Annotated in this window: 12 protein-coding genes and 4 pseudogenes; 8 read left to right on the top strand and 8 right to left on the bottom strand. The window is 62.1% G+C overall.

The window, feature by feature from the left end:
• Positions 1 to 4: 4 nt before the first annotated feature.
• Positions 5 to 586 (top strand): TIGR02281 family clan AA aspartic protease, encoded by a 582-nt coding sequence (locus L0Z65_RS04310; RefSeq protein ID WP_118068115.1) that lies wholly within the window; start codon positions 5 to 7, stop codon positions 584 to 586.
• A gap of 20 nt (positions 587 to 606) precedes the next feature.
• Here L0Z65_RS04310 and L0Z65_RS04305 read toward each other — a convergent pair whose 3' ends face one another.
• Together L0Z65_RS04305 and L0Z65_RS04300 are read right to left on the bottom strand one after the other, a co-directional pair.
• Entirely contained in the window at positions 607 to 1,080 is a 474-nt protein-coding gene (locus L0Z65_RS04305) for a DNA polymerase III subunit chi (RefSeq protein WP_405111094.1), read from the bottom strand.
• A 34-nt stretch (positions 1,081 to 1,114) separates the two neighbouring features.
• Positions 1,115 to 2,592 (bottom strand): annotated as a pseudogene (locus tag L0Z65_RS04300) (leucyl aminopeptidase).
• 248 nt (positions 2,593 to 2,840) lie between these two features.
• Here L0Z65_RS04300 and lptF point away from each other — a divergent pair.
• The 6 genes and pseudogenes from lptF (at position 2,841) to rsmA (ending at position 10,470) form a co-directional block, all read left to right on the top strand.
• Positions 2,841 to 3,984 (top strand): annotated as a pseudogene (lptF, locus tag L0Z65_RS04295) (LPS export ABC transporter permease LptF).
• Positions 3,981 to 5,085: pseudogene (lptG, locus tag L0Z65_RS04290) on the top strand (LPS export ABC transporter permease LptG). The pseudogenes lptF and lptG overlap by 4 nt, the downstream one beginning before the upstream one ends.
• A gap of 1 nt (position 5,086) precedes the next feature.
• Complete coding sequence (locus tag L0Z65_RS04285) at positions 5,087 to 7,276, top strand: LPS-assembly protein LptD (RefSeq protein ID WP_405112451.1); 2,190 nt, start codon at positions 5,087 to 5,089, stop codon at positions 7,274 to 7,276.
• The gene (locus L0Z65_RS04280; RefSeq protein ID WP_405111092.1) at positions 7,261 to 8,526 is read left to right on the top strand and encodes a peptidylprolyl isomerase; all 1,266 of its coding nucleotides are present in this window, start codon (positions 7,261 to 7,263) and stop codon (positions 8,524 to 8,526) included. The genes L0Z65_RS04285 and L0Z65_RS04280 overlap by 16 nt, the downstream gene beginning before the upstream one ends.
• Positions 8,523 to 9,502 (top strand): annotated as a pseudogene (gene pdxA, locus L0Z65_RS04275) (4-hydroxythreonine-4-phosphate dehydrogenase PdxA). Before L0Z65_RS04280 ends, pdxA begins: the two are co-directional and overlap by 4 nt.
• A gap of 122 nt (positions 9,503 to 9,624) precedes the next feature.
• Positions 9,625 to 10,470 (top strand): 16S rRNA (adenine(1518)-N(6)/adenine(1519)-N(6))-dimethyltransferase RsmA, encoded by an 846-nt coding sequence (rsmA, locus tag L0Z65_RS04270; RefSeq protein ID WP_405111089.1) that lies wholly within the window; start codon positions 9,625 to 9,627, stop codon positions 10,468 to 10,470.
• Positions 10,471 to 10,596: 126 nt separating this feature from the next.
• Here the strand turns inward: rsmA and L0Z65_RS04265 are convergent, their stop codons facing one another.
• The 3 genes from L0Z65_RS04265 to prfA form a co-directional block, all read right to left on the bottom strand.
• Positions 10,597 to 11,316: a DUF4167 domain-containing protein gene (locus tag L0Z65_RS04265; RefSeq protein WP_096871589.1), complete on the bottom strand. Its 720-nt coding sequence runs from the start codon at positions 11,314 to 11,316 to the stop codon at positions 10,597 to 10,599.
• A gap of 224 nt (positions 11,317 to 11,540) precedes the next feature.
• The gene (gene prmC, locus L0Z65_RS04260) at positions 11,541 to 12,398 is read right to left on the bottom strand and encodes a peptide chain release factor N(5)-glutamine methyltransferase (protein ID WP_096871590.1); all 858 of its coding nucleotides are present in this window, start codon (positions 12,396 to 12,398) and stop codon (positions 11,541 to 11,543) included.
• The gene (gene prfA, locus L0Z65_RS04255; RefSeq protein ID WP_405111085.1) at positions 12,395 to 13,450 is read right to left on the bottom strand and encodes a peptide chain release factor 1; all 1,056 of its coding nucleotides are present in this window, start codon (positions 13,448 to 13,450) and stop codon (positions 12,395 to 12,397) included. Before prfA ends, prmC begins: the two co-directional genes overlap by 4 nt.
• Before the next feature lie 62 nt (positions 13,451 to 13,512).
• On the opposite strand from prfA, the gene L0Z65_RS04250 reads away from it, so the two are divergent.
• Positions 13,513 to 13,911 carry a hypothetical protein gene (locus tag L0Z65_RS04250; RefSeq protein ID WP_405111083.1) on the top strand — a complete coding sequence of 133 codons (399 nt, stop codon included), beginning with the start codon at positions 13,513 to 13,515 and terminating at the stop codon, positions 13,909 to 13,911.
• A gap of 42 nt (positions 13,912 to 13,953) precedes the next feature.
• Here the strand turns inward: L0Z65_RS04250 and L0Z65_RS04245 are convergent, their stop codons facing one another.
• From L0Z65_RS04245 to speB (L0Z65_RS04235), 3 genes are read right to left on the bottom strand one after another with little or no spacing between them, the layout of a single operon-like run.
• Positions 13,954 to 14,376 carry a DUF1499 domain-containing protein gene (locus L0Z65_RS04245; protein WP_040181078.1) on the bottom strand — a complete coding sequence of 141 codons (423 nt, stop codon included), beginning with the start codon at positions 14,374 to 14,376 and terminating at the stop codon, positions 13,954 to 13,956.
• A 44-nt stretch (positions 14,377 to 14,420) separates the two neighbouring features.
• Positions 14,421 to 15,368, bottom strand: coding sequence for an agmatinase (speB, locus tag L0Z65_RS04240; RefSeq protein WP_027247112.1), 948 nt, complete (start codon positions 15,366 to 15,368; stop codon positions 14,421 to 14,423).
• Entirely contained in the window at positions 15,361 to 16,329 is a 969-nt protein-coding gene (gene speB / locus L0Z65_RS04235; RefSeq protein WP_405111079.1) for an agmatinase, read from the bottom strand. The genes speB (L0Z65_RS04240) and speB (L0Z65_RS04235) overlap by 8 nt, the downstream gene beginning before the upstream one ends.
• Positions 16,330 to 16,352 lie beyond the last annotated feature (23 nt).

Here is a 16,352-nt window from a genome sequence, read left to right as displayed (position 1 = left end):
GACATTGGACGCAATCGACACCCCACGGCTGATTTATCTTCTTCTGCTTCTGGTTGCCGTTGGCTCCTGGGTGTTCGTGCAGAACCGGCAGGGGCTGGGCAAGACCGTGCAGCAGCTGGCGATCTGGGCGTTCATCTTTCTTGGGGTGATTGCGGGCTATGGCCTCTGGGAAGATATCCGCAGCACCGTTCAGCCGCAGCAGGTGGTGATGCGCGACGCGGGCCGTGTGGATGTGCCGCGCGCCCGCGACGGGCATTATTACCTGACCGTAGATGTGAACGACGTGCCGGTGCAGTTTCTGGTCGACACCGGCGCCAGCGCCGTGGTGCTGAACGAAGAAGACGCCCGGCGGGTTGGCCTGAACCCTGATGATCTGGCCTATCTGGGACGCGCACGGACCGCCAATGGCGAGGTGCGCACCGCATTGGCCAAGGTTGAGAGCATGTCGCTGGGCGGCATCACGGACCGCAATATCACCCTCTCGGTCAATGAGGGGCAGATGGATCAGTCGCTCTTGGGGATGGATTACCTGCAACGCTGGTCAAGTATTGAGATCCGCAATGGATCGCTGATCCTGACCCGCTGAGGTTGGGGCCAACCTGCGGCTTAGTCGGAGCCCGCCGTTTTCTCGGCCTTTTTCTCCCAGCGCCCACTCTCTTCGGACCAATATTGGGCGGAACAGCCCGCATCGGTGAGGGATTTCCACTGCACCCGCGCGCGGGCGACCGCGTCGGGGTTGGTGCCGTCAAAGAGGATGCAAACACGCTCCAGCGCAGTCACCTCTTCCGCCGCAACCTCAGCCCCATCCACCGCCATCAGGCAGCTGGTGCCGGGCACCGGCGTGGTCTCATGGCTGAGCAGGACAGGCTGAAGCGCGTCATGGGGGCCGCCAACCAGGCCATGGGGGAGGAACTGATCCTCCGCCCCCAACCACAACCGTTCGTCCAACCGCGTGATCCGCGGCAGGTCCACGCCGCGCACAACAATGCGCCAGCCAGCGCCAAGCGCCTTCTCAAGCAGCACCGGCAGCGTCTCTTCGAGAGACCGCCGGGTCAGATGATAGAAATAGGCCGCACCCATGGTTTACGCCTCTGCCTGCCCCACACTACCCGTTTCAGTCCGCTTCGAACATGTTCTGCACCAGACGGCTCAGCGCCATGACGCCCCAACCGGTGGCGCCTTTGGGTGCATAGTCGGTATCACTTTTGACAGAGGCCACACCGGCAATGTCGAGATGGATCCAGGGGGTATCGTCCTGCACAAACCGTTGCAGGAACTGGGCTGCGGTGATGGACCCCGCGGCGCGGCCACCGATGTTCTTCATATCCGCGATGCGCGATTTCAGCAGATCATCATAGGCCTTGCCCAGCGGCAGGCGCCATGCGCCCTCGCCCTCGGCCTCGGCGGCCTTGAGGAGGGCATTGCAAAGCGCATCATCGTTGGAGAACACACCGGCGTTTTCATGGCCGAGACCAATGATGATCGCACCGGTCAGGGTGGCGAGGTCGATCATCCCGGCAGGTTTGAACCGCTCCTGCGCGTACCACATCACATCGCAGAGCACCAAGCGGCCCTCGGCGTCGGTGTTGATCACCTCGACGGTGTCGCCCTTCATGGATTTGATGACATCACCCGGACGGGTCGCGTTGCCCGACGGCATGTTTTCTACCAATCCGACAAGGCCAACCACATTGGCCTTCGCCTTGCGCAGGGCCAAGGCGCGCATGGTGCTCGAGCAACGACGCCAGCGCCGCCCATATCCATGGTCATATCTTCCATACCAGCGGCAGGTTTCAGCGAGATGCCACCGGTATCAAAGACAACGCCCTTGCCGACCAGTGCGAGCGGGGCGGCATCATCTTCGCCCCCGTTCCATTGCATCACAACCACCTTAGAGGGGCTGTCAGAGCCTTGCCCGACCGAAAGCAGTGTCCGCATGCCCAGCTCTTCCAACTGGTCCTCTTCCAGCACCTCAACCTTGAGCCCGAGGTTCTCCATCTCAGCGAGACGATTGGCAAATTCGGTAGTGGTCAGCACGTTTGCAGGCTCATTGACCAGATCGCGGGTCATATGCACTCCCTCGGCCACGGCTGCCAACGGGCCGTAGCTGGCCTCAATATCGGCGGGGGATTTATGGGCGATGACCACTTCCGCCTCGGACGGATCCTTGTCAGCGGTTTTGTGATCGTCAAAACGGTAGTCGCGCAGTGCCATTCCCAGCGCCAGATCTGCGGCGCGCGGCATGGAGCCTGCCATCACTGTCACCGGCTTGCCACCACTGCGGGCGGCCAGTTTGGCCCCGGCTTTGCGCGCCTCGATGGTGCTGATCCGGCGCGGGGTCACAAGGATGTCCAGCGCCTCGGCCTTCATGCCTGCGGGCCAGGCCAGCGAGATGACATCGCCGGATTTGGCCTTCTCAAAGCTTTTTGCCTCGACCAGACGCGCCAGCGCGCCTTTGGTCAGCCGATTGGCCGTGCGCGCAGCCTGCCCCAATGTCCCTTCGGGGGTGATCTGAACCACCACGCGGCCCTCGATATCGGAGAGGGTCTTGGGATCAAATTCGACAAAACGTGTGGGGGTCAGCGGACGCATATTCGGGGCTCCTGTCAGGGTCAATTCTCAGGGTCAATTCCTCAATGCCCAACAGGTAGCCTGCCTGTGCGGCGATGACTAGGGTCAGATATATTTTAGCGCCGCGCCCGGCACAGATGGCATAGAAGCCGCCGCGTATCAGACCGCCACCGGCTGACTGTCGCGCGCGTTCAGAATGCAGTTTTCCCCGGCAATGAAATCCTCTAAGGTCACCTCAAAACAAGGGCAGTAGGATCTGGGGGGATCGCGTGTCACGATACGACAGATATGTGCTGTCCCAATACCTGCTGTTTTTTGGGTTCTTTGCCTTGATTCTGGTGGCCGTGTTCTGGATCAACCGCGCTGTGGTGCTGTTTGACCGGTTGATCGGTGACGGGCAGTCGGCGCTGGTTTTCCTCGAATTCACTGCGCTGGCGCTGCCGAATCTGGTGCGTATGGTGCTGCCGGTTGCGGCCTTTGCCGCCTCAGTCTGGGTGACCAACCGGCTCAATAGCGAGAGCGAGCTGACGGTGCTGCGCGCCACCGGCACCAGCCCCTGGCAGATGGCCAAACCGGCGCTGGTCTTTGGCCTCATCACGGCTGCGATGATGTCGATCCTCACCCATGTGCTGTTGCTTGGCGTCCATTGCCACCCTGGAGCAACGCGAATCCGAGGTTGCCCGCAATGTGACCGCCAAGCTGCTGAGTGAGGGCGATTTTCTGCATCCGGCGCGGGGCGTGACCTTCTACATTGGTCGGATTGATCCTGATGGCACGCTGAACGATGTGTTTCTGTCGGACCGCCGCAACCCCGCCGAAAGTGTGACCTACACCGGTGGCAAAGCCTATCTGGTGCGCGACGGTGAGCGAACCCATCTGGTGATGGTCGATGGCATGTCGCAGCGTATCAATGCGGAAACGCAGCGGCTCTCCTCCACCATATTCTCTGATTTCTCCTATGATATCAGCAGCCTTGCCAACAAAGCTGAGGAAAAGACCCGCAATATCCGTGCGATCCCCAGCCTGGAATTGCTGCGCGACCGCGCCAAGCTGATTGCCGACGGCCCCTATAGTGCGGGGGCGTTGGCGGAGGAGCTGCACCTTCGGTTTGCGCGGGCGCTCGTCTGCGTGGCGGTGGTGATGATCGGGTTTGCGGCGCTGATGCTGGGCGGGTTCTCGCGATTTGGGGTCTGGCGGCAGGCCTTGCTGGCCTTTGTCCTGCTGATCTTCGTTGAGGGGCTGCGCGGCGTGGTGTCGGAACCGGTGCTGCAGAACGCGGATCTCTGGCCCTTGATCTACCTGCCAACGCTGATCGGGCTGCTGGTCGGGCTGATCTTCCTGCAACTGGCGGCGAAGCCACTGGGGCCAATCCTGGCGCGGGGCCGTCACAGCCGCAGGGAGCGCGCGACATGACCCTCGACTTCTATTACGCGCGCCGGTTTCTTCAATGGTTTGCAGTGATTTGCGGGGTTTTGTTAACCCTCGTAATGCTGATCGACCTGAACGAGCAGATCCGACGGTTCGAGGCGCAGGATCTGTCGCTGGGCCAGCTGTTTGGCCTGACGTTGCTGAACACGCCCGCCGCGCTGAGTGAATTTCTGCCGCTGATCATGATCCTCACCACCATCGTGCTGTTCATCGGGCTGGCCCGCAGCAGTGAATTGGTGGTGACCCGCGCCATTGGCCGCTCCGGCATCCGGGCGCTGGCGGCGCCGGTCCTGTTGGCGGCTCTCATTGGTGTACTGGCGGTCAGCACGCTGAACCCGATCGTGGCAGCGACCTCCAACCGCTACCGCGACCTGGCGGAGACCTATCGCAACGGCGGCCCGGCAGCGCTGTCGCTTACTGGTGAGGGGCTGTGGCTGCGGCAGGGCGGCGCGCAGGGGCAATCCGTCATTCACGCCACCGGCTATAGTGGCGATACCGAAGATATCACGCTCTATGATGTGACGATCCTGTCCTATGGACCGGAAGGGCGCCCGATCCGCCAGACGCTGGCGGAAGAGGCTGCATTGGATAACGGTGACTGGGTGTTGACCAAGGCCAAGGTCTGGCCGCTGATTGTCGGCGTGAACCCGGAAACCAATGCCGAGCGCCACCCCACCCTGCGCCTGTCGACCACGCTGACGTCGGAACGGATCCGAGACACGCTGGGCACGGCGACGGGGATCTCGATCTACGATCTTCCTGCCACCATTCGCGAACTCTCGGAGGCGGGTTTTTCCACCAAACGCTATGAGGTCTGGTTGCAGGTCGAACTGGCGCGGCCCTTGTTCCTGATCGCTATGGCGCTGGTCGGCGCGGCCTTCACCATGCGCCATGCGCGGTTTGGCGGCACGGGGCTGGCGGTGCTGACAGCTGTGCTGTTGGGGTTCGGGCTTTATTTCCTGCGCAATTTCGCGCAGATCCTGGGGGAGAATGGTCAGATCCCCGTGGCGCTGGCTAAGCTGGGCACCGCCGGTGGCCGCAATCCTGCTGACGATGGGGTTACTCTTACATGCCGAGGACGGATAACATGCGCCGCGCCCTGTTGCTTTCGACGGTTTTACCTTGGCTGGCGCTGGGTCAGTTTGCCCTGCCCGAGAGCGCCCGCGCCCAAAGCGCGCCTCTAGGTGCTACCAGCGGACCATCATCGGAGGCCCCGGCCATCCTTGTGGCCGATCAGCTGTTTATCACCCCGGACCGCACCCTGGTTGCAGAGGGCAATGTCGAGGCGTTTCAGGGCGGCATCAGGTTGACGGCACGGAAGATCACCTTTGATCAGACGCAAGGCGCCTTGCAAATAGAAGGCCCCATCCGCATCGACGAAGGCGGCGATATCACCATTCTGGCAGATGCAGCCGAATTGGACCGCGACCTGCGCAATGGTCTGCTGGTGGGTGCGCGGATGGTGTTCCAGCAACAGCTGCAACTCGCCTCGCTGCAGATGACACGGGTCGGCGGTCGCTATACCCAGCTGTACAAAACCGCTGTCACCTCCTGCCATGTCTGCAACGATGGGCGGCCGCCACTTTGGCAGATCCGGGCCGAGCGGATCACCCATGACCAGCAAGAACGTCAGCTTTATCTTGAGAACGCCCAGCTGCGTGTGCTGGATACGCCGATCTTCTATTTTCCCGGCATTCGCCTGCCCGATCCGACGCTGGAGCGTGCCAACGGGTTTCTGATCCCGTCCATCCGCACCACCTCCAACCTCGGCACCGGGGTTAAGGTGCCCTATTTCCTCACCATCGGCCCCCACCGTGATCTGACGCTATCGCCTTATCTGTCGTCACGCACCCGCACACTGGATATGCGCTATCGGCAGGCGTTCCGGCGCGGTGAGATCGAGGTCAACGGCGCCTATACCCGCGATGAGCTGTACCGGGGCGAGGATCGCGGCTATGTCTTTGCCGAGGGCACATTTGATCTGCGCAATGAGTTCAAACTGCGCTTTGACCTCAAAACCGTGTCGGACGACGCCTATCTGGTGGACTACGGCCTGCAGGATCTGGACCGGCTGCGCTCTGAGGTGGTGGTGTCCAAAGTGCAGCGCGACAGCCTGTTCCGCGCCAGCGCAATTTCCTACAAGACGCTGCGGGACAGTGAAAATCAGGATCTGATCCCCTCCTCCATCGGCAACCTCTACTATGAGAAGCGGTTCTTTCCGACCCAGATCGGCGGCGAGTTGCGGCTGTCGTTGGAAACCCATGGTCACAACCGCACATCCGATATCAAAGGCAATCTGACCGATCCCGGTGGGCGCGATGTAGGGCGCGCCACCGTTGATGTGGACTGGCAACGCAGCTGGCGCTTTGGCAGCGGGTTGGTGGCGGAATGGTCGCTGGGGGCTGCGGCAGATGCCTTCGCGGTTTATGATGATGACGTATTTGCCAATAAAACCTCACGCTTCAGTCCGCGCAGTGCGCTGACCTTCCGTCTGCCGATGACCCGGCGCGAACAATCCGGCGCAACACAATATCTGGAACCGATCCTGCAAATCGGCTGGACCGATACCGGTGATACCGCCGTGCCCAACGACGAGAGCAATTTCGTCGAATTTGATCGCGGCAACCTGCTGGAGCTCTCCCGGTTTCCGGCCACGGATGCGCGAGAGGACGGGGTGACCGTGGTCTACGGTCTGAACTGGGCACGGTTCTCCCCCAGTGGCTGGCAGGCCTCGGCAACCATCGGTCAGGTGTTTCGCGACAGCGACGATGGACGATTCACCAAGAGTTCTGGCCTTGGTGGCACGTCCTCTGACCTCTTGATGGCGGCGCAGCTGAAGCTGAACGACGATCTGGCGATCACCACGCGCGGGCTGCTCAACGGCTCGCTCAACTTCTCCAAGGCAGAGGTGCGCGGCGACTGGATGACCGACCGCAGCCGCCTCACCGGCACCTATATGTGGCTGGGCACCGACCCCGCAGAAGGCCGCTCCGAAGAGGTCTCCGAACTCTGGTTCGACGGCGCCTATGAGGTCACCCCCGGCTGGACCGCAAGTGCCAGTTTGCGCTACGACATCTCAGACGCCCGCGCCACTCGCGCCGGGCTGGGACTGGTATACTCCAATGAATGCGTGACGGTCGATCTTTCGGTCAACCGGCGCTATACATCGACAACAAGTGTTGAGCCGACAACGGATTTCGGCTTTACCATCGCGTTAAACGGGTTTTCCGTGGACAGCGGCAGCAAGAAGTACAGGCGATCATGCAAAAACACCTGAGTTTCCGGCCCCAAGATGCGGCCCCTTTCGTTCAGCGCCTAACCCAGAGCGCAGCAGCCATTGCCTTGGCAACGGCAGTCATGTTTGGCCCCGCGCCAGCGGCGGCGCAGGGGCTGTTTGCCCCGGCTGTGACGGTAAACGATGCCGTGGTCACCAATTATGAGCTGCAGCAGCGCGCCCGCTTTCTGACGTTGCTGCGCGATCCGGGCGATCCGCAGAAAAAGGCCCGCGAAGATCTGATCCTTGATCGGCTGAAGCTGGATGTGCTGGCCCAGGCGGGGATTGAACCGACGGAAGAAGAGATCGTCGAAGGCATGACCGAGCTGGCCGGGCGCGCCAATCTCAGCCTGCAGGAATTCCTGAATGTGCTGGGTCAGAACGGCGTGGCACCTGAAACCCTGCGTGATTTCACCCGCGTTGGCATTGCCTGGCGCGAATATATCGCCGCCCGCTATCTGGCGCAGGCCCGCCCAAGCGAGGAAGAAATTGACCGCGCCATGGGGTTGTCTGGCTCTGGCGGGGTTGAGGTGCTTCTGTCTGAGCTGATCATGCCGATCAACGCGCAGAACGCAGCCCAGGTTGAAGACATCGCCCAACAGGTGAGCCGGATCACTACCACCGGTGCCTTCTCGCAGGCGGCGCAGCAGTATTCCGCTACGGCTACCCGGCAGAGCGGTGGTCGGCTGCCGTGGATGCCGCTGACCAATCTGCCACCGCAGTTGCAACAGGTGGTTCTGGGCCTGCGTCCGGGTGAGGTGACCGCCCCGCTGCCGCTGGATGGAGCCGTTGCGCTGTTCCAGCTGCGCGATCTGCGCGAAACCTCCGGTGCGGCGCCAAGTTATGCCGCCATCGAATATGCGGCCTATTACCTGCCCGGAGGCCGCACCCCAGAGGCGCTGGCCGCAGGCACCAAGGTAGCAAACGCCATCGACACCTGTGACGACCTCTACGGTGTGGCCAAGGATCAGGATCCATCTGTGCTGGACCGCGAAACACTGGCCCCGGCGGAGATCCCGCAGGATATCGCCATTGAGCTGGCCAAGCTGGATCCCAATGAGACCTCGCTGGCGCTGACCCGCAACAATGGTCAGACTCTGATGCTGCTGATGCTCTGTGGCCGCACCGCTGAGGTGAATGCCGAAGCCAGCCGCGAAAGCGTCGGCAACGCGCTGACCCAGCAACGGCTCGGGGCCTTTGCTGACAGCCTGTTGGAGCAGCTGAAAGCTGACGCGCGGATCAGCGGCGAATGAGCCGCCCTGCCCGCCCCTTGCCCATCGCGCTTAGCTGTGGGGAACCGGCGGGCATTGGCCCGGAACTGGCGGTGAAGGCCTGGCAGGAGTTGCGCGACAGCTGCCCGTTCCTGTGGTTGGGGGATCCGGCCCACCTGCCCACGGGAACCGACTGGCGAGAGATCGACCAAGCGGCTGAGGCCGCCGATGTCAGCGCCAGCGCGATGCCTGTGCTGCGGGTCGACTTTGCCGCACCGGCCGTGCCCGGACAGCTCAACCCCGACAATGCCGCCGGTGTCATCCGCGCCATCGAGACCGGTGTCGCGCTGGTGCAGTCCGGTGAGGCCAGCGCGCTCTGTACCGCACCAATTCACAAAAAGGCGCTGATGGATGGGGCGCAGTTTCCCTTCCCCGGCCATACAGAATTCCTCGCCCATCTCGGCAATGTGCAAAATGTGGTCATGATGCTGGCCAGTCCGGCGCTGCGGGTGGTGCCTGCAACCATCCATATCGCCCTGTCGGAGGTGCCAAAGACGCTGACCGCCGCGCGTCTGCGGGCCACGATTGAGATCACCGCTCAGGGGCTGCGCGACCAGTTTGGTCTGGCGCACCCGAGAATTGCGATTGCAGGTCTCAACCCTCATGCCGCAGCGAAGAAGGCGCCATGGGCCACGAAGAACTGGATTGGATGCGCGGGCTGATTGCCGATATGCAGGGCGGCGCCTACACGCTGTCCGGGCCACATCCCGCCGACACCATGTTTCATGCGGCGGCCCGCGCACGTTATGACGCGGCGATCTGCATGTATCATGATCAGGCGCTGATCCCGATCAAGACGCTGGATTTTGATCGCGGCGTCAATGTTACGCTGGGGCTGCCCTTCATCCGCACCTCGCCGGACCACGGCACCGCCTGCGACATCGCCGGTCAGGGCATCGCCAACCCCTCCAGCCTGATTGAGGCGCTGCGGCTGGCGCAGTCCATGGCGCGCAGTTGACCCAGCGCACGGCACAGCGACTGAACGCCGGCACTTGAAACTTCTTCTGGCCGGAAATATCCCCGCCGGAGGCATGAAAACTATCGCGCGTCCCTCGCGCCCCGTCCCAAGGTACCGATGATATGAGCGCTATCGACTCCCTTCCTCCCCTGCGTGAGGTGATCGAGACTCACCAGCTTCTGGCGCGCAAATCGCTGGGCCAGAACTTTCTTCTGGATCTGAACCTGACCGCGAAAATCGCGCGGCAGGCTGGTGATCTCCGCGAATGCGATGTGCTGGAAATCGGCCCCGGCCCCGGCGGTCTGACACGGGGCCTGCTGGCGGAGGGTGCGCGGCGCGTCTTGGCGGTGGAGAAGGACAGTCGCTGTATCCCCGCGCTGGCGGAGATTTCCAATGCCTATCCCGGACGGTTGCAGGTGATCGAAGGTGACGCGCTGGAGGTGAACCCCCTCACCCATCTGACACCGCCGATCCGCATTGCCGCCAATCTGCCCTATAATGTCGGCACCGAGCTGCTGGTGCGCTGGCTGACGCCGAAGGCCTGGCCGCCGTTCTGGCAGAGCCTGACCCTGATGTTCCAGCGTGAGGTCGCGGAGCGGATTGTCGCGCAACCCGGCAGCAAGGCCTATGGGCGTCTGGCGTTGCTGGCGCAGTGGCGCGCCGATGCGCGCATTGTGCTGTCCCTGCCGCCCGAGGCGTTCAGCCCGCCGCCCAAGGTCCATAGCGCGGTGGTGCATCTGAAAGCGCTTGAGGCGCCGCGCTATCCGGCAAATGCCGGAACCCTGAACAAGGTGGTCGCCGCAGCCTTCAACCAGCGCCGCAAGATGCTGCGCGCCAGCCTCAAAAGCGTGAGTCCCGATATCGAGGATCACCTGAAGGCCGTTGGCATTCCGCCTACCGAGCGCGCCGAGCAGGTCGGGCTGGAGGCCTTCTGCGCCTTGGCCCGCAGCCTGAAGCCGCTGGACTAAGTCGAGATAGGTAGAACCGACGCGCAGCAAGCAGGCCTAGTGGTCATTACAGACAAAAAAACCCCGGCCTGATTTCAGGCCGGGGTTTTTTTATCTGTCTATTGCAATACGGTATTTCGCGCTGCGTTATTCTGCGGCCTCAGGCGCATCCTCGGCCGAGGGTTTCGGCTTGGGCTTGCGGCGGGGCGCGGGTTTGCGCTCCGGGGCCGGGGCAGCCTCGCCTGCGTCTGCTGGCGCGCTCTGCGCGCTTGCAGTTTCTGCAGTATCGTCGCCTTTGGCCTCTTCCGCTTTGCCACCTTCAGCCTTGCCGCCCTCTGCCTTGGGCTTGCGGCTGCGCGGTTTGCGGGCCTGAGGCTTTTGCGGCTTGCTGTCACCCTCTGCAGCAGCCTGATCGCGGCTCTCGGGGGTTTCTACCAGACCGCTTTCACCGTTGCTGTCGCGCGGGTCCATCACTTCTGGCTGAGGGGCTGCTGCCGGATCATCGCTGCGGCTGCCCGCCTCGCGCTCCTGACGCTCCAGCCGCTCTGCGCGTTCGCGATCCCGCTCCGCCTGGCGCTCGCGGTTTTGCCGCTCCTGCTCTTCGCGGCGCGCGTCGATTTCGCGTTGGGCCTCGTTCAGCATACGCAGGTAGTGTTCGGCGTGCTGTTGGAAATTCTCTGTGGCAACACGATCATTGCTCAGCTGGGCGTCACGCGCCAGCTGATTGTATTTATCGATGATCTGTTGCGGCGTTCCGCGAACCTTCCCCTCGGGGCCGGAGCTGTCGAACACACGGTTGACAACATTTGCGCCTTGCGGGCGATTCCGGTTCGACTTGGAACGCGAACGTGATTTGGACGATCTCATATGCCTAACGTCAGCCTTGATTGTATTTGTCGTGGACCCATATCGGCGCGCCTCTGCGCCGGATCATCGACCATTTTGGGCTTGATGTCGCCGGGAGGTATTCTTGACCTCGCCCGAAGGCGACCTCTTTGAGTAATCATGTTACGCCCGTTCAGACAAGGGGTTAGGCGCTATTATCCGTGCTTTTTCTTACGAAACTGCAAATTCGGGCGATTTTCACGGGTTTAGGAGGCGTTTTCGTCACAGCCGCGGCCACAAACCACCCGATCACGCCCGTCGAGATCCTGAATGATACGGACCTCTTTTAGCCCAGCCGACAACAGCAGATCGCTTACCGCAGCGCCCTGCGTGGGGCCAATTTCCAGAAACACCCGCCCCTGTGGCGCCAGATGCCCGCCAAGCTGCGCCGCAAGGATGCGATAGGCGCCAAGCCCGTCGCCGCCATCGGTGAGCGCCATCTCCGGCTCATGGCCGCGCACTTCGTCTGACAGGTCGGACATTTCATCCAACGCGATATAGGGCGGGTTGGAGACGATCAGATCAAACTGGCCGTCCACCGCCGAAAACCAGTCTGATTGCAGAATTTCAGCGCGCAGCTCGACCCGGTGCAGCACCGCATTGGCACTGGCCTGCAGACAGGCGGCCTCGCTCAGGTCAACGCCGACACCGGTTGCGTCGGCCTGCTCTGCCAGCAGGGTGACCAGAATGCACCCCGATCCAAGGCCAAGGTCCAGAACCCGCGAGAAGGGTTCGGCCAGAGCCGCCTCGATCAGGCATTCGGTTTCCGGGCGCGGATCCAGCACGTCGCCGGAGACCTTGAAACGTCGCCCGTAGAATTCGCGCTCACCAATCAGATGCGAGACCGGCACACGGATGGCACGCAGAGCGATCAGCTGCTCATAGCGTTCGGCAATCTCCGGTGCGAGATCCTCGGGTGCAATCAAGGTGACACGGCTGGCCTCGATCCGGGCGGCGTGGGCAAGCAGAACGCGCGCATCGCGCGCCGGGTCAGGCACGCCGGCCGCGCGCAGGCGCGCGGCCGCAGCGGCCATCGCCTGAGCGGCTGTCTGCGGCGCGTTCATTGGCCCATCTCGGCCAGAAGCCGCGCCTGATCATCCGCCGTCAGCGCGTCGATAATCTCATCCAGATCGCCCTGCATGATCTGATCCAGCTTATAAAGCGTCAGGTTGATGCGGTGGTCGGACATGCGGCCTTGCGGAAAATTATAGGTCCGGATCCGTTCCGAGCGATCCCCAGAGCCGACTTGGCTGGCGCGATCGGCTGAGCGTTCGCTGTCAATCCGCTGCCGTTCCAGATCATAGAGCCGGGTCCGCATCACCTGCATGGCGATTTCCCGGTTGCGGTGCTGGGATTTCTCAGAGCTGACCACGATGATGCCGGTCGGGATATGGGTGATCCGCACGGCGGAATCGGTGGTGTTCACGTGCTGGCCGCCCGCCCCTGAGGCCCGCATGGTGTCGATCCGCAGATCGCCGGGATCAATGCGCAGGTCCACATCCTCAGCCTCGGGCAATACCGCGACAGTGGCGGCGGAGGTGTGAATGCGGCCACCGGATTCTGTCACTGGCACCCGTTGCACGCGGTGGACACCGGATTCATACTTCAACCGGGCAAAGACGTTTTCTCCCTTCACATGGGCCACCACTTCTTTCAGCCCGCCCAATTCGGTTGTCTGCTCTTCGATGATCTCGAACCCCCAGCCCCGCGCCTCCGCGTAGCGCTGATACATGCGCAGGAGGTCTCCGGCAAAAAGGGCCGCCTCATCTCCGCCGGTGCCGGGGCGGATTTCCAGCATCGCCGGGCGGGCGTCCGCCTCATCACGGGGCAACAGCGCCAGTTGCAGCGCATGTTCCGCCTCAGGCAAGGCGGCGCGCAGCTGCGGCAGCTCCTCTTGAGCCAGCTCTGCCATATCGGGATCCGCCAGCATCTGTTCGGCCTCCTCCAGATCGGAGAGCAGTCGGCGATAGGCGGTGATCTGCTCCGCAACCGGGCGCAGGTCGGAATATTCCTTGGCCAAAGCCGCGATATCCGCACCGGCAACGCCCTCGGCCATTGCGGCCTCAAGATATTGGAACCGTTGCAAAATCTGTTCAAGGCGGTCTTCGGGGATCATGCGCGCAATGTCCGTTCTGATCTGTCTTTGGCGGAAAGCTGCCCTTGTGATATGCTAGGGCCATGCAACATGCCAGTCCTCATATCGTGGGAACGGGCCGCCTGCAGCGCTGCGCCCTTGCCGATACTCACCCGGAACACACTGTTGTGCCCCCGGCGCGGCAGCTGATGCGGCTTCTTGGCCTTGTTCTGCTGTCTTGTGCCGCCGCGACCACCGTCCGAGCGGATGTGACAGCCCCAAACGGCCGCACGATTGATTGTTATTGCACCGACAAAAGCGGCAGCCGGATCGAACTGGGTGAGTTTATCTGCCTGCAGGTTGATGGGCGCATGTTCACCGCCCAATGCCAGATGTCGCTGAATGTACCGATGTGGCGCGAGGTGCAAAAAGGATGCCTTGCGGCTGAGGCGGATCCGGCGCCAGATATATCGGTCCCGACCGCCCCCCTGCCCCAGATCTGACATTGCTGACAATCGCTTTGCCAACTCATCCCTGCGCGCGAACTATTGCGGCGCGGGCTCCATCTGCGCGATCCAGCTGTTGATCCGGTCGTTATTCGCGCCCAGATCAGAGCGGCCAAAGCGCAGCCGCGCATAGACCTTCAGCAGGTCGCCATGCTGCCGCGCCGTTGTATAATCGGGAAACCCCAGAAACCGGGTGCGGGTCACATAGGTGACCATTTCGTCCTCGACCGAGCCTGCAAGAACACGGGTGCGCGGCGCATTGCTGGCGACCGCGTGAAACCGCTCCAGCCCGTCCTCCCCGCTGCGAACCACCCGAAACACGCCGCCGCGAAAGGTCTTGTCCTCGCTGAATTCCGGCTGTGTGTTCCAGTCCAGCGGATCGCTGGGCGCCAGCCGGATAAAGCCGAGCACCACGACAAGCGCCGCAATGCTCAGCCAGACAAATATCATCACTCGACCCATATGGTCCGCTCTCCCTCGTGGCGGCTGCCACTGGACAGCCTGCCTTATTTTGTTGTCACACCCGGCAGCACACAGAGCAGCTCATACAGCAGATTGGCCGCTGTCAGCGCTGTATTGCCCGATGTGTCATAAGGCGGCGACACTTCGACCATGTCGCAACCCACAATGTTCAGCCCCCGCAAAGCGCGGATCAGCTCCAGCGCCTGCGGTGTGGTCAGCCCGCCGATTTCCGGCGTGCCGGTGCCCGGCGCATAGGCCGGATCAAGACTATCAATATCATAGGACACATAGACCGGCCTATTGCCGATATCGCGACGAATTTCCGCACCCATGCCGTGCAGCGAGCGGTTCCACAATTCGCTGGCCGGGAAGTGCTGGAAGCCCCAGCGCTGCGCCTCCTTGAAGTCGTCCGCACCATAGCCGGTACCGCGCAGCCCGATCTGATAGGTCTTGTCGGCGACGATCAGACCCTCTTCATAGGCGCGGCGGAACACGGTGCCATGGGTTTCACGCTCGCCGAACATATCGTCGTTCACATCCGCATGGGCATCGACATGGACCAGCGCAACAGGTCCGTATTTTTCAGCAATGGCACGCAGGATTGGCAGGGTGATCGAATGATCCCCGCCCATTGCGACAGGTGTCACACCGCTGGACAGGATTGCGCTGTAGCTTTCCTGAATGATGCGCAGGCTATCGGACAGAGAAAACGTATTGATCGCCAAATCGCCGATGTCACCGATATTCAGGCTGTCAAACGGTGCCGCACCGGAGGTCATATTATAGGGGCGGATCATCGCGCTTTCGGCGCGGATCTGCTTGGGGCCAAAGCGGGTGCCGGAGCGCCAGGAGGTGCCGATATCCATCGGCACACCCAGAATGGCCACATCCAGCCCGTCAAGTGAAGTCGCCTGTGGCAGTCGCATAAAGGTGTTCGGACCAGAAAACCGCGCCAGATCATTGCCGCTGATCGGTTGATTGAAATCAGTCATTGTCTCTCATATTCCAGCCAAGAAGGCAGATAATTTCGGTCGCCACATGGGCACCTGCGATGGCGGTGGCGCCGGTGGTGTCAAACGGAGGGGAGACCTCCACCACGTCGCCGCCTTTGATATTGATGCCTGCAATCTCGCGCAGGATACGGGCCGCCTGCGCCGAGGTCAGCCCACCCCAGACCGGCGTGCCGGTGCCCGGCGCATAGGCCGGATCGAGACAGTCGATATCGAAGGTCAGATAGACGGGCCGGTCGCCAAGGATCGCCTTGATCCGTTTTGCGGTCTCAACCGGGCCGATCTCATGCACGGTGGGCGCATCGATGATGTTCACACCCAATGTGTCGTCATTGGTGGTGCGGATCCCGACCTGAACGGATGTTTTGGGGTCCACAAGGCCCATTTTCACCGCCTTGTAGAACATGGTCCCATGGTCAATCCGGTCCATGTTGTCATCGGGCCAGGTGTCGGTATGGGCATCAAACTGCAGCAGCGAGATAGGGCCGTATTTCTCTGCATAGGCCTTCAGGATCGGGAAGCTGATATAGTGATCACCACCCAAGACGACCGAGGCCGTATCGGAGGCCAGAATACCACGGATATGCTCCGTCAGCGCGGCAGGAAAGGCCGGAACATCGGCGTGGTCAAAGGCCAGATCGCCATAGTCGGCGATGGCCAGCGTGCTGAGCGGGCTATGGGGCCAGCCATAGGGTTCATCCGGGCTTTGCAGTGCTGAGGCCTCGCGGATGGCGCGCGGACCCAGCCGTGTTCCGGGCCGGTTGGTGACCGCCTGATCAAACGGCACGCCGGTGACCGCGATGTCCACCCCGGTCAGATCCTTGGTATATTTGCGTCGCAGGAAAGAAGTTGCCCCACCAAAGGTGATCTCAAAGCTGAGACCTTTCATATCCTCACGCGTAAAGGCGTGATCGATCATGTGCTTTGCGTCTTCTAGCGCCATTCTGCGCCTCCTTGTGATGCACC

The sequence above is a fragment of the Phaeobacter sp. BS52 genome, assembly GCF_045040595.1.
Classification (GTDB): Bacteria; Pseudomonadota; Alphaproteobacteria; order Rhodobacterales; family Rhodobacteraceae; genus Phaeobacter; species Phaeobacter piscinae.
The sequence above is the reverse complement of the archived record's forward strand: the minus strand, read 5'-3'. Positions and strand labels throughout refer to the sequence as shown.

Coding starts and splice junctions, on each gene's coding strand:
- L0Z65_RS04285 (WP_405112451.1), top strand. CDS start 5,087: ATGCGCCGCGCCCTGTTGCTTTCGACGGTTTTACCTTGGCTGGCGCTG.
- L0Z65_RS04305 (WP_405111094.1), bottom strand. CDS start 1,080: ATGGGTGCGGCCTATTTCTATCATCTGACCCGGCGGTCTCTCGAAGAG.
- prfA (WP_405111085.1), bottom strand. CDS start 13,450: ATGATCCCCGAAGACCGCCTTGAACAGATTTTGCAACGGTTCCAATAT.
- L0Z65_RS04245 (WP_040181078.1), bottom strand. CDS start 14,376: ATGGGTCGAGTGATGATATTTGTCTGGCTGAGCATTGCGGCGCTTGTC.
- speB (WP_027247112.1), bottom strand. CDS start 15,368: ATGACTGATTTCAATCAACCGATCAGCGGCAATGATCTGGCGCGGTTT.
- L0Z65_RS04250 (WP_405111083.1), top strand. CDS start 13,513: ATGCAACATGCCAGTCCTCATATCGTGGGAACGGGCCGCCTGCAGCGC.
- L0Z65_RS04265 (WP_096871589.1), bottom strand. CDS start 11,316: ATGAGATCGTCCAAATCACGTTCGCGTTCCAAGTCGAACCGGAATCGC.
- prmC (WP_096871590.1), bottom strand. CDS start 12,398: ATGAACGCGCCGCAGACAGCCGCTCAGGCGATGGCCGCTGCGGCCGCG.
- L0Z65_RS04280 (WP_405111092.1), top strand. CDS start 7,261: ATGCAAAAACACCTGAGTTTCCGGCCCCAAGATGCGGCCCCTTTCGTT.
- rsmA (WP_405111089.1), top strand. CDS start 9,625: ATGAGCGCTATCGACTCCCTTCCTCCCCTGCGTGAGGTGATCGAGACT.
- speB (WP_405111079.1), bottom strand. CDS start 16,329: ATGGCGCTAGAAGACGCAAAGCACATGATCGATCACGCCTTTACGCGT.